Here is a 13,500-nt window from a genome sequence, read left to right on the forward strand (position 1 = left end):
CTGTAATGTTAAAATCGAATCAGACACCTGACTCATTTGGCAATTTTGACCAGAAACCTTTTTTTATTCTGACACTTGCGAATTTTGCGTTGCAGATAGTTTTTGCATCAATCCTAACTTTTAAAACTAAGACACTTGCCAAACTTATTTGCAACCCAACAGACTACAACGAAACTGCAAGACTTTTCGCAGACAGAAAAGTAATTTATGAAATTGCACTAGTTATTGTTGGGCTTCTCACAATAGTTTGGACACTCCAGACTTTGCAATTAAATTAAAAGGACACATTCAACTTGTACAAAACAATTTGCAGACAAAGGAAAATGACACAAACTTTATTATTACTTCCGCAATTAAATTAATAGTTGGACTCATTGCAATTATTTACGCTAGACCCATTTCGAAAAGTTTTGCAAAGAACGATAGTACCGGACAACCAGAGTAGAAGGGCATCAGCTAACAGCAGCTACCAGATAAATTTTATTTTGGGCGGACGGAAGGTTAAATAACTTTGAAGCTCGTAAGGTGTGCAAGAAAATATTGCAATATAAATTTCGGTAAGTAATTTTTTTATCTTTATTGCAATATTTTTGACGAAGCGACAGTGCCACGAAAGCCCAAAATAAAATCCATCTGGTAGCCGCAAAACGTTAGCAGCAAAGGGTTTTAACGTTTTTAGAAATATTCTCGGTCGAAGATTTTTCAGTTATTTTCATAAACCCAGTGCTTTTGCAGTTTTTGTTTTTGTTTCTCCATGCATTGCGTGACGATTGGAATTTGACAATTACTTTTTGACTTTTAGAACTTGGACGAGCTTTCGGAAACCAACGTTTAGCGCAGAACTTGAAAACCTTTGCATGTTGGAGTTTACTTGAATTATTTGCATGACTCCCACAGTTCACGGTTGAAGCGTAACTTTTACTTTGTAACACTTTGCGTGTCGACTAGAACTTGTAACACTTTTCGCACGGCAGAAGTCGGAGGAATTTTCGGAAACCAATACTTAAAGTTTCGCTTGAAGTGTTGGAATTCTAATGCTTTGTGTGAAAACCATAACTTGTCGATTACTGTTGAAAGCTGGACTGCAAAAGCGCTGTATGCGTGACGTGAACCCTCAGCTGCTAACAGCGTGCATGCAAGATGTCTTATTTTGGCGGACGGTAGGTTAATTAACTGATTACCTCGCTCCTAGTTCGTGCAAAAAAATATTGCAATATCCTATTCGGTAAATAATTTGTTTATTTTTATTGCAATATTTTTTAACGACTAGACTGTGCTACGAAGCCAAAATAAAACACCTCGCATGCACGCAAAACGTTATGTGCAATTTTGACGCTCCGAAAAAAATAATATTCATCTTAAATCTTAAGAAATGAGAAAATATATAATCCTAATTTCGCTGGTATTGGTTGCAGTTACATCTTATGGACAATGGCTCGGTGACGAAGACTACATCTTAAATTTTGAAGACACTTCAACACTTCACCATCTGAAAATCGACACCCTAACCAATATTAATAATTTGTGGCAAGTGGGTTCGCCACAAAAAACAAATTTCACAAATTCATATTCGATTCCGAATGTTATAGTGACTGATACAGTTAATCCATATCCCATTAATGATACATCTAGTTTCATTATTGAAAATGTTGTTACTGGTTACGGCTGGATATTAAATCACACCGCTAGTATAGAAGGATATTATTTCGTAAATTCGGATACACTATCAGATTATGGGATGATTGAATTTTCACCTAACAATGGAATTTCATGGTATGACATTGTTAATGATACTACAATAACAAACCAAATATTTGTTCCGCAGGGTTGGTTAACATTATCAGGAAACTCAAATGGATGGCAGTTTTTCAAGTCAACTTAGCTCAACTTGGAATGTTTTTTAATATTCAAATGAATGATACCGTATTATTTCGATTCACATTCATTAGTGATAGCATTCAAACAAATAAAGACGGGCTCATGTTTGACGACTTTCGCTTTCTTGACTACTTTGAAGGAATCTCTGAAATACAAAACAATAACTTGATTTCTATTTCACCTAATCCAACTAAAGATGAACTTAGAATTCACTCCTCGATTGTCTCTAATAATAAATCAATGCAAATATTGAATTCCATCGGACAAGTTATTACTAACTATTCTAATTTCGATGAAGAAACCATAGACATTCGTAATTTCAAAAACGGAATTTACCTACTGAAATATTCCGATGGACAAAATCTATCCACAAAAAGATTTGTAGTGCAACACTGAACGTGACATCTTCGATTGAAAACAAAACTGCACATAACAGCGGCTACCAGATAAATTTTATTTTGGGCGGACAGTAGGTTAATTAAATTTGAAGCTCGCTCTAACTACCTGCAAAAAAATATTGCAAAATAAATTTCGGTAAGTAATTTATTTATCTTTATTGCAATATTTTTGACGAGACGACAGTGCCACGAAAGCCCAAAATAAAATCCATCTGGTAGCCGCGAAACGTTAGCAGTAAGGCAAATCAACAGCAGAACTCCAATGAAAATACTGTCATCCATTATTTTAATAATTTCATTTTCTATACTTACCTCTTTTGTGAGTGAGGAATTCACATTACATAAATGGAAAATAAAGGAATGGAATATTACATACTTCATTGACATTCCAATTCATAAAGTTAGTTGGATATTTTCGAATGGCACATCTAAAAGCATGGACATTATATATCGAGACAGTGCGGTAATTTATGCAATTGTTGACCCTCCAGGTTTTGACACATTGAACAGAATATTTAGCCCAACAGAATTGGTAATTAGAGAAAGAAAACTCAATTGCTTTAAAATAGATAGTAGCTCCAAAAAAACAATTATCGCAGACACCACAATTTATTTTGGACAGCTTAGTAATGGGCGCTTTTGGAAAGAAAAATGTTATTATAGAACAAAGATTTGTTATGTTAATGTCCCAAAGGAGACGTTAAACTTATTTGAGAAATCTATTTCCTCATTTAGATTCAAAAGACGAACGTGAATGCCCTACTGCTAACAGCAGCTTAACGCAATGTCTTATTTGGGGCGGACAGAAGGTTTATTAACGGATTACCTCGCTCCTAGTTCGTGCATGAAAATATTGCAACATATTTTTCGGTAAAATTTTGTTTATTTGTTGCAATATTTTTGGATGACGGACAGTGCGCCGAAAGCCCCAAATAAAACACTGCGTTAAGCCGCAAAACGTTATAGGTAATTGCCGCAGAGCAGTAAAACCGATATAAATCACGTTTTTTTAATCTTGAAAAAGAGAATTGAAAACTAGAAATTATCTATACAAACTATTATTACGAGGTTGCTTTTTTCGCAATTTTCCGAAACATGTATTTATCGAAATACCGTAATCACCATATGGACTAAGAAGATTATCGTAAAGGTTTATTGTTACACCAAAAGAGTGGAGAATTGCAAAATGAAATGATAGTTTTAACGGAATTCCAACATAAGAAACTTTTTTATGTTCGAAAATTGGCTCTTGCATAAACCATCCTTTATCATTCACTCCTTCTAATTTACCTCTATAAGATTCAGAACCAACTAAAATCCCTGTTTGAATAATTAGGAATGATTTAGTCGATATTTTAACTCCTCTTCCATAACAAAGTGAAAAATTATTGCGCGACGTCACACAATTTGGTGACATGTCATAATCCATAAAATGAATACTATTGCGAAGCCTTACTTGATAATTTGCAGTGAAGTAGAGGAAACTATTTTTTGCGAAATTTGAAGCAAGACCTCCATTAACTCCCCAAACATCACTGCCATTATTTGATAAAGAGTAACTCACTCCTGCTTGTCCCCAAAAATATTTTTTAAATTTTGCACTAGAATCAATTTGTGCAGACAATTTGAAATTTAATCCAACCAGAAGAAATAATAGAATCAGACGCGTTCTCATTTGATTTTAATTATAACCAGACAATCAAAGGTATATTAATTTGGTTGATTAATGTGCTTCAAAACCATTGTAGCGGCAACAACCTATAACAGCTTGCAAGCGAGATGTCTTATTTTGGGCGGACAGAAGGTTTATTAACTTGATACCTCGCTCCTTCTTCCTGCAAGAAAAATATTGCAATATAAATTTCGGTAAGTAATTTTTTTATCTTTATTGCAATATTTTTGACTAAGCGACAGTGCTACGAAAGCCCAAAATAAAACACCTCGCCTGCAAGCAAAACGTTATATGTAATTGCCGCAGAGCAGTGAAATCAATGGAATGAGCGTTTCTCAAGACAAGGATTAAAAAATATTAGAGACAATTCATGAAGAGCAAGAATCTATTAATTTTAAATAACAAAAGGTTATCAGCAAGCATATGAAACAACTCAAATTAATAGTATTATTAATTCTGACAATGACTTTAAGTAGTTGTTCTTGGTTGTCATCTTTTTTTATAATCAATAAGACTTCAGACAAAATTATTATTACCTACTCCTTGAAACCAACAGCAGAAAAGGATTATGATTATGCTCTTAAAGACACATTAGAATTTAATAAACTAAAAGCAGACAAGGACATAAATGATGACCACATTATTGGAGACAATTTTGAACAAGATTTTTCAAAAAAAATAGTTAATGGAAAGGAGTTATATTCTGTAATAATTATGCCAAATACTGCGCTGTGTGGTGGCTATAATATGCCATTCTTTAAATTCTCATGGGCAGAAGAAAGGCACAGAGTTTTTACAAACGTAATTGAAATGACAATAATAAGACTTGACACGAAAGACACAATATATCTTAATCCTACTCTTCTTGCGGATTTTTCAAGACAATTTGGCGAACATCATATAGCACTTATTTTTGATTGATGCTAAACAAACCGAAGTGGCGGCAACTACATATAACAGCGGCTACCAGATAAATTTTATTTTGGGCGGACAGAAGGTTATCAAACTGATTACCTCGCTCCTACTTTCTGCAAGGAAAATATTGCAATATAAATTTCGGTAAGTAATTTTTCTATCTTTATTGCAATATTTTTGACGAGACGACACTGCCACGAAAGCCCAAAATAAAATCCATCTGGTAGCCGCAAAACGTTATGCCCAATTTTTTTGAAAAATGAAAAATCTATTTATAGCGCTGACACTCTTGCTTTTTCTGGAAGGTTGTTATGAGAATGAAGATTCAGTGCAAGAGAGTGAAGAAGAAACAGAAGAAAAAAAAGATACTAAAACCTATGGCTACGAAGACGGGACTTATTGCGCAGAAGTAGAATATTATTATTCTAAAACTGGTACACGTTCAAAGTATACTTTAAAAATTGAAATAGCGGACAATTATCTTGTTAAAATACTTTGGCCAAATGGTGGCTGGCTTGACGACTCCCATTACACTCAACCGGAAATTGATGACGGCACCGCAGAATTCACCAGTGATGCTGGAGTTGAATATACTGTGGAGGTTACCGGTAAGGAGGACGACTGTGATATCTCTAATAATGTCACAACAGAAAATGACCTGATAAATCAATACAATGATGAGTTAGACCAAGAAGACGCAGAAAATCAGAAAAATTTAGAAGAACAAGAAGAAACAGAAAATCAAGAAAATAATAATTAATGAATCTTAAAGAGGTTGTTACTTACATTAAAGCTCGATACATTCAGGAAGAAGTTCTACTAAGACAATTTGATTATCACCAAGACCAATTCTATCTAAAACCCAATCCTAAGTATTTATTTAGAGGTGAACAGAAATATCCTTCAACAAAATCAAGCTATCATAGGCTAATAGATAATGAGCCAAAATTAGTTTCTGAGTTAACTAATTTCAGCCTATCACTAAGCACTTATTTACTGCAATATTTATATCCTAACATTAGCAGATCGAATTCCAATTACTGGCCAACAATTAACGAACTTGGCACATATCTCCAGCATTACGGTTTTCCTGTCATGTTTCTAGACTTTACTCAAAATATTAATATCGCAGCATTTTTTGCCTCACACAATAATGATTCTCAGAGCGGACGAATTTGCATCTTAGAAACTTCAACACTTCTCGATAGTAATGAATATATTCTTAAGCTCTCAAACAGCAATGCGCAAAGACCTAAGCTGCAAGAAGCGTTTTCGTTAAGAATGTTTGATGACAAACCTGATTTGAAGAATTCAGACCATTTCAAGACTGTTTGGATTGATTTTGATTTAGCTCAAACCGATGTTATTGAATTTTCCAACCCAAAGTTGCTGAGTACAAAGGGTGACAAGATTAGTGACTTAATTATATCATATCTCAATAACCACAAACCGACCAGCAAAAGTTTAATGCTCAGACTAGAATCGTTAAGAAATGATCTTCTCGTTAAAAAAAACTGGGCATAACAGCTGCTTAGCGCAATGCTTTATTTGGGGCGGACAGAAGGTTAATTAACTGATTACCTCGCTCTAAGTTCCTGCTACAAAATATTGCAACATAAATTTCTGTAAATAATTTGTTTATTTGTTGCAATATTTTTAACGACAAGACACTGCTACGAAAGCCCCAAATAAAACACCGCGCTAAGCAGCAAACCGTTAGCAGCAAAGGGTTCTAACGTTTTTAGAAATATTTCCGGTTGACAATTTTTCAGTTGTTTTCATAAACCCATTGCTTTTGCAGTTTTTGTTTTGTTTTCTCCATGCATTGCGTGAAGAATAGAATTTGACAAGCACTATTTGACTTTTTGAACTTGGACGAACTTTCAGAAACCAACACTTGACGTTTGACTCAAAAACCTATGCTTGTGTTTGTTTGCTTGGTTTGTTTTCGTGACTCCCACAGTTGACGTTTGACTTTGAAAGTATTACTTATGCTAAACTTAGCGTTGTACTTGACGTGTAGGAGTTCTAAAACTTTGTGTGACAAGCAAAGTGTGACGATTACTGTTGAAAGTTGGACTGCAAAAGCGCTGTATGCGTGGCGTGAACCCTCAGCTGCTAACAGCGTGCATGCAAGATGTCTTATTTTGGCGGACGGTAGGTCTATTAGCTGATTACCTCGCTCCTAGTTAGTGCAAAAAAAATATTGCAATATCCTATTCGGTAAATAATTTGTTTATTTTTATTGCAATATTTTTTAACGACAAGACTGTGCTACGAAGCCAAAATAAAACACCTCGCATGCACGCAAAACGTTATCAGCAACCCTAAAACCCGACAGTGCGACCATTAACCGACAGACATAACCCGACAGACAATGCAATTTTCGGCAAAGCCGTTTGGCTATCCCTTCGCAAAATAAAAAGAGCTGCAAAGCCACCCACAAGCCGACCCACTTTTGCAGCACATTTTATTTTGCCCAACCGCACCAGTGCCACCCGACAGAATTGTGCTAAACCGACAAATTTTTTCCCTACATTTGCATCGTGAAAAAAGTTTTGACACTCTTATTTAGTTTTTACTTGTTGGCATTGGCTGTTATGCCGTGCAGCGACAAGGACGACTGTAAATATATGAGTGCCGACCAATCCACATACACCACCACAGACCATTCCGACCACGACAGCGACACCGAAAATTGCTCACCTTTTTGTATGTGTGCTTGTTGCGGACAAACTTTTAGTAGTTCTTTTACTAATTACAGTTTAGCCCTTCACGTTCCAGTTTCAGTAGAAAAATTCCCACTTTACAACGCCTCATTTGCTTCGGAGGTGTATTTGTCTATTTGGCAACCGCCAAAACTCAGTTAATGAATTTCTGATGTTCCGCTAATGCGGAACAAAACAAAACTACTTACGGTGCTAACGCACCGCAAGTAATCGTGTATTCATTCATTAAACTGATTAAAATAATGTTAGACAAAATAATTGCGTTCAGCATAAAGAACAAATTCATCATCGCATTGATGACACTTGCACTCATTGTTTGGGGAGTGTGGAGTGCAACAAAACTGCCCATAGATGCAGTTCCCGACATCACCAACAACCAAGTGCAAATCATTACGGTTTGCCCCACCCTTGCAGGACAAGAGGTGGAACAGTTGGTTACTTACCCCATCGAACAAAGCATTGCGAACCTTCCCGATTTGGAAGAGTTGCGGAGCATTTCCCGTTTCGGACTTTCGGTAATTACAGTTGTGTTTGACGACAAAGTGGACATCTACTTTGCCCGACAACTCATTAATGAAAGGCTAAAGGAAGCGGAAACTAAAATCCCCAAAGGTGTTGGCACACCCGAATTAGCACCTGTTAGCACAGGTTTGGGCGAAGTGTATCAATACATTATTCACCCCAAAAAAGGTAGCGAAAGCAAATACACGGCTATGGACTTGCGAACAATGCAAGACTGGATTGTTGCCCGACAGCTTTACGGAACAGCAGGAATTGCAGAAGTAAACAGCTTTGGCGGGCAAATGAAACAATATGAAGTTGCTGTAAATCCTGACAGATTGATTGCAATGGGAATAACCATTCCCGAAATTTTTACCGCTTTAGAAAAAAACAACGAAAACACAGGCGGGGCATACATTGACAAAAAGCCAAATGCCTATTTCATTCGTGGTGTGGGTTTGATTGGTTCGTTTGACGACATCAAGAATATAGTCGTAAAAACCAATCCAAACGGCATCCCTATTTTGATAAAAGATGTTGCCGAAGTGCATTTAGGTAGTGCCGTGCGATATGGTGCAATGACTTACAACGGTGAGGTAGATGCCGTTGGCGGTGTAGTAATGATGTTAAAAGGTGCAAATAGTGCCGATGTGGTAAGCCGTATTAAAGATAAAATGGCAACTATTCAAAAATCATTACCAAAAGATGTAGTAATTGAACCCTATTTAGATAGAACCGATTTGGTAAACCGTGCCATTTCAACAGTAGAAAAAAATCTGATTGAAGGAGCTTTAATAGTAATCTTCGTTTTGGTTTTATTTCTTGGAAACCTTCGTGCAGGTTTAATTGTGGCTTCTGCCATTCCTTTATCAATGTTGTTTGCTTTGGGCTTAATGAATGTATTTGGCGTAAGTGCCAATCTAATGAGTTTAGGAGCAATTGACTTTGGTTTGATTGTGGACGGAGCAGTAATTATTGTAGAAGCCACCTTGCACCATTTAGGAATGCGGAAAACAATTGGCAAACTTTCACAATCAGAAATGGATAATGAAGTGTTTGTTTCCGCATCTAAAATCCGAAGCAGTGCCGCTTTTGGCGAAATAATTATCCTTATTGTTTATATTCCAATTCTTACCTTGGTAGGTATCGAGGGCAAAATGTTTAGCCCGATGGCTCAAACAGTTTCTTTCGCCATTGTTGGAGCGTTGATTTTATCGCTTACCTACATTCCAATGATGTGTGCAGCTTTCCTTTCTAAAAACATTTCGCACAAACAAACATTGAGCGATAGAATGATGAATTTTTTCCAACGACTTTATGCACCGTTATTAGAAAAAGCAATTCGTTTTAAAAAAGTAATTGTAGTCGCAACCGTTGCGGTATTTGCAGTTTCCGTATTTCTATTTTCAAGAATGGGTGGTGAGTTTATTCCAACCTTGCAAGAAGGCGACTTTGCATTTCATTGCATTTTGCCACAAGGAACTTCACTTTCTCAAAGTTTAGAAACCAGTATGCAAGCATCACGGCTAATTAAAGAATTTGACGAAGTAAAGATGGTAGTCGGAAAAACAGGAGCAGCCGAAGTGCCAACCGACCCAATGCCACCCGAAGCCACCGATATGATGATAATTCTAAAAAGCCCTGATGAATGGAAACGTGATATTTCATATGATGAATTGGCAGAAGAATTTGAACAAAAATTAAATACCATTCCTGGGGTTTTCTTTGAAAAAAACCAACCCATACAAATGCGGTTTAATGAACTTATGACTGGTATTCGCCAAGATGTTGCTGTTAAAATATTTGGTGAAAATATGGACACACTTTTAAGCTATGCTAATAAGGTAAATTCAGTTGTTCAAAGTGTGGACGGTGCAACTGAACCAAGCGTTGAAAGGGTTGCAGGACTTCCGCAAATCGTAATTAAATATAACCGTTCGCAAATTGCCAATTACGGTTTAAACATTGAGGACATCAACCACATTGTTTCTACATCATTTGCTGGTGGAAGTGCAGGAGTTGTGTATGAAAACGAACGCAAATTTGATTTAGTGGTTAGGCTTGACAGCACACACCGAAACAACATTGACGATGTAAGTCATTTATATATCCCAACTGCCAACGGAACACAAATTCCATTATCGCAAGTTGCGGAAATAAAAATGGAATTAGGCCCTGCACAAATAAGCCGTGAAGATGGTAAACGCAGAATTGTTGTGGGCTTCAACATCAAGGGCAGAGATGTGGAAAGTGTTGTTACCGATATTCAAAAAGAACTGAATGAAAAGGTAAAACTTCCCGAAGGATATTATTACACTTATGGAGGAACTTTTGAAAATCTGCAAGCGGCAAGTAAACGCCTAATGATTGCTTTGCCTGTGGCATTGGCACTCATTTTTATGTTACTCTATTTCACCTTTGGTTCAGTAAAACAAGCAACGCTAATTTATACCGCAATTCCAATGAGTGCAATAGGCGGTGTATTCGCTTTACTTCTTCGTGATATGCCTTTCAGCATTTCGGCAGGTATTGGTTTTATTGCCTTGTTTGGTGTAGCAGTTTTAAATGGCATTGTGCTAATCGGAACTTTTAACCAATTAGAAAAAGACGGAATTACGGACATATTAGAACGAATAAAAGAAGGAACTAAAATCCGCTTGCGACCTGTGTTAATGACTGCCACCGTTGCATCATTAGGATTTTTACCAATGGCACTTTCACACGGTGCGGGGGCAGAAGTGCAAAAACCTTTGGCAACGGTTGTGATAGGAGGTTTGCTCACCGCAACTTTCTTAACCCTGTTTGTTTTGCCTTTGCTGTATCTTATATTTTCTAAAACTAAAAAAGCAAAAAGCAAAGTTTCAACAACAGTAATTTTAGTTTTTGTATTGCTTTCATTCAATGTTGCCAATGCTCAAACGCCAACATCTAAAACCATTTCGGTTGAAGATGCAATAAGCACCGCATTGAAAAATAATTTAGAAATTCAATCACAACAATTCAATGTGCAATCTTCCACCACTTTGAAAAAATCGGTGTTTGAATTACCCAAAACAAATGTCAATTTTCAGTTTGGGCAATACAACAGCATCAATCAGGACAAGGCTTTTCAGGTTTCGCAAAGTATTCCGTTTCCTACCTATTTCACTGCAAAATCAGGTTTGTATAAAGCCGAATTGCAAAGTAGCCAATTGCAACAGCAAGCCACAGCAAGCGAAATAAAAGCACAGGTTCAATACTGGTTTTATCAGTTGCAGTATTTGCAAACCACTAAAAAGCAACTGCAATCTTTAGACAGCTTGTATAACGATTTTGTGAGTGCAGCAGCCTTGCGATACAAAACAGGCGAAACAAATTTGTTGGAAAAAACCACAGCCGAAACCAAACGTGGACAGCTTTCGCTTTTGCTCAAACAAAATGAAACGGACTTTGCCACGGCTTACAATTCTTTAAAAATGCTAATGAACACAAGCGAGGATTTTACGATTGACAACAACGGAAACTTTCAACCGCTTGTATTAAGCAGTTCGCTTGACACCACGCTTATTGCAAATAATCCATCGCTGAAAGTGTTGTATCAGCAAGCCGTTATTGCCGAGCAAAACAAAAAAGTTGAAACCGCATCTACGCTACCCGATTTCAATGTCGGTTATTTCAACCAGTCCTTAATTGGTGTGCAAACGATTAACGGAGCAGATGTGAATTTTGACGGTAGCAAACGCTTTCAAGGTTTTAATGTTGGCATAAGTATTCCGATTACTTTTTTCAGCAATGCATCAAAAGTAAAATCACTTGACTACAAACAGCAAGCATTGCAAAAAGAAGCCGACAACGGAAAACTGGTTTTACAAAATCAACTGCAAAATGCTTTTCAGCAATACAATCAGAATTTGTCGCAATACAATTATTACAAATCAATCGCTTTGCCCAATGCCGAAATAATTATTAGCACGGCAAAAGTTGGTTTCAAAAGTGGCGACATTGGCTACATTGAATACTTGCAAGCATTGCAAACCGCTACTGATGTGCAGTTAAATTATCTGCAATCGGTAAACGCACTCAATCAGAGTATTGTCAATATTAATTTCTTAACTAACAAATAAAATTTCAGAACAATGAAAAATATAATATTTATAGCAGCCATTGCAACATCCATAATATTTGCATCCTGCAACAGCAATAAAACCGAAACGCACGGAGAAGAAACCGAACACCACGATGAACACGAAAACTCCAACACGGCAATGCTTACAACCGAGCAAATGAAATCTATAAAAATAGAATTAGGTAGTATTGAGAAAAAGCAATTAACCGCTTCGTTAAAAGCCAACGGAATTTTAAAAGTGCCTAATCAAAATCGTGCCAATGCCACAGCTTCATTGGGTGGAGTTGTCAAATCTATTTTGGTGCAAACAGGCAATTCGGTAGGCAAAGGACAAACCATTGCTACCATTTCAAACAATTCTTTTATCACAATGCAAGAAGAATTTTTAAGCATTTCTTCAAAAGCGGAATTGGCACAATTAGAATTTGCCCGTCAAAAGGAATTGCAACAAGGCAATGCAGGAGCATTGAAAAATTTGCAGTCAGCCGATGCAGAACTTAAAACACTTAAAGCCCGAAAAGCAAGTCTGCAAAAACAATTAGAGTTAATCGGTATCAACACCGCTTCACTCACAAGCGAAAATATCCAGTCCGTTGTAAATATTTCAAGCCCAATAAACGGCACAATTAGCATTGTAATGGTAAACATTGGCAGTTATGTAGATGCCAACAACCCCATTGCCGAAATAGTGGACAATAGCCAACTGCACCTTGACTTGTATGTGTATGAAAAAGATTTGCAAAAACTAAAAGTTGGGCAAACCATCCATTTTACACTCACCAACAATCCGGGTAAAGAATACGATGCAGATGTTTACGCCATTAGCAACACCTTTGAGCAAAACACCAAAGCCATTTCGGTTCACGCAATGGTAAAAGGCGACAAGCAAGGCTTAATTGACGGAATGAGTATTACCGCTTTGGTTAGTTTAGAAAATGCTACCGTTGATGCCGTGCCTACCAACGCCATTGTAAACCACGAAGGGCAAGACTATATTTTTATCGTAACCGATGCCCACAAAGAAGAGGAACATCATTCAGAAAAAGAAACTGCCGAACACAAGCACGATGAAAGCGGACATCAGCATAGCGAAAAAGAAGAACCCGAACACAAGGAAGAAGGAACAACATTTGAAAAAATCCCTATTCGCAAAGGGACTACTGATGTTGGTTACAGCGAAATTACTTTACTTAAAGAAATTCCTGCAAAAAGCAAAGTAGTTGTAAACGGAGCATTTTTTATTTTAGCTAAAATGAATAATAAAGGCGAAGCACATTCACATTAATCACCTAAAATATTTTC

General features: G+C 36.8%; 12 protein-coding genes. 11 read left to right on the top strand and 1 reads right to left on the bottom strand.

The genetic code is table 11. The annotated features are described in order from the left end of the window. Nucleotides 1-307: 307 nt before the first annotated feature. The 4 genes from IPP32_14140 to IPP32_14155 all read left to right on the top strand — a co-directional run bounded on the left by IPP32_14140 (nucleotide 308) and on the right by IPP32_14155 (nucleotide 3,030). On the top strand, nucleotides 308-445 hold the full coding sequence (locus IPP32_14140; protein ID MBL0049222.1) for a hypothetical protein: 138 nt from the start codon (nucleotides 308-310) through the stop codon (nucleotides 443-445). Nucleotides 446-1,372: 927 nt separating this feature from the next. Next, entirely contained in the window at nucleotides 1,373-1,882 is a 510-nt protein-coding gene (locus IPP32_14145) for a hypothetical protein (GenBank protein ID MBL0049223.1), read from the top strand. Then, nucleotides 1,858-2,274 carry a T9SS type A sorting domain-containing protein gene (locus IPP32_14150; GenBank protein ID MBL0049224.1) on the top strand — a complete coding sequence of 139 codons (417 nt, stop codon included), beginning with the start codon at nucleotides 1,858-1,860 and terminating at the stop codon, nucleotides 2,272-2,274. Before IPP32_14145 ends, IPP32_14150 begins: the two co-directional genes overlap by 25 nt. 264 nt (nucleotides 2,275-2,538) lie before the next feature. Further along, on the top strand, nucleotides 2,539-3,030 hold the full coding sequence (locus IPP32_14155; protein MBL0049225.1) for a hypothetical protein: 492 nt from the start codon (nucleotides 2,539-2,541) through the stop codon (nucleotides 3,028-3,030). Nucleotides 3,031-3,318: 288 nt separating this feature from the next. Here IPP32_14155 and IPP32_14160 read toward each other — a convergent pair whose 3' ends face one another. Then, nucleotides 3,319-3,900 (bottom strand): hypothetical protein, encoded by a 582-nt coding sequence (locus IPP32_14160; protein MBL0049226.1) that lies wholly within the window; start codon nucleotides 3,898-3,900, stop codon nucleotides 3,319-3,321. Between the two features lie 591 nt (nucleotides 3,901-4,491). Between IPP32_14160 and IPP32_14165 the strand changes: the two genes are divergently transcribed. The 7 genes from IPP32_14165 (at nucleotide 4,492) to IPP32_14195 (ending at nucleotide 13,483) form a co-directional block, all read left to right on the top strand. Further along, complete coding sequence (locus IPP32_14165) at nucleotides 4,492-4,869, top strand: hypothetical protein (protein ID MBL0049227.1); 378 nt, start codon at nucleotides 4,492-4,494, stop codon at nucleotides 4,867-4,869. 253 nt (nucleotides 4,870-5,122) lie between these two features. After that, nucleotides 5,123-5,623 (top strand): hypothetical protein, encoded by a 501-nt coding sequence (locus tag IPP32_14170; GenBank protein MBL0049228.1) that lies wholly within the window; start codon nucleotides 5,123-5,125, stop codon nucleotides 5,621-5,623. Beyond that, entirely contained in the window at nucleotides 5,623-6,387 is a 765-nt protein-coding gene (locus IPP32_14175; protein MBL0049229.1) for an FRG domain-containing protein, read from the top strand. The genes IPP32_14170 and IPP32_14175 overlap by 1 nt, the downstream gene beginning before the upstream one ends. Before the next feature lie 816 nt (nucleotides 6,388-7,203). Next, a complete protein-coding gene (locus IPP32_14180) occupies nucleotides 7,204-7,413 on the top strand; it encodes a hypothetical protein (protein MBL0049230.1) in 210 nt (69 codons plus the stop codon). Continuing rightward, a complete protein-coding gene (locus IPP32_14185) occupies nucleotides 7,410-7,733 on the top strand; it encodes a hypothetical protein (GenBank protein ID MBL0049231.1) in 324 nt (107 codons plus the stop codon). The genes IPP32_14180 and IPP32_14185 overlap by 4 nt, the downstream gene beginning before the upstream one ends. Before the next feature lie 101 nt (nucleotides 7,734-7,834). Then, complete coding sequence (locus tag IPP32_14190; protein ID MBL0049232.1) at nucleotides 7,835-12,196, top strand: CusA/CzcA family heavy metal efflux RND transporter; 4,362 nt, start codon at nucleotides 7,835-7,837, stop codon at nucleotides 12,194-12,196. A 12-nt stretch (nucleotides 12,197-12,208) separates the two neighbouring features. Then, nucleotides 12,209-13,483, top strand: a complete 1,275-nt coding sequence (locus tag IPP32_14195) for an efflux RND transporter periplasmic adaptor subunit (protein MBL0049233.1) — start codon at nucleotides 12,209-12,211, stop codon at nucleotides 13,481-13,483. Nucleotides 13,484-13,500: the final 17 nt, after the last annotated feature.

The organism is Bacteroidota bacterium, assembly GCA_016721765.1.
GTDB lineage: Bacteria > Bacteroidota > Bacteroidia > UBA4408 > UBA4408 > UBA4408.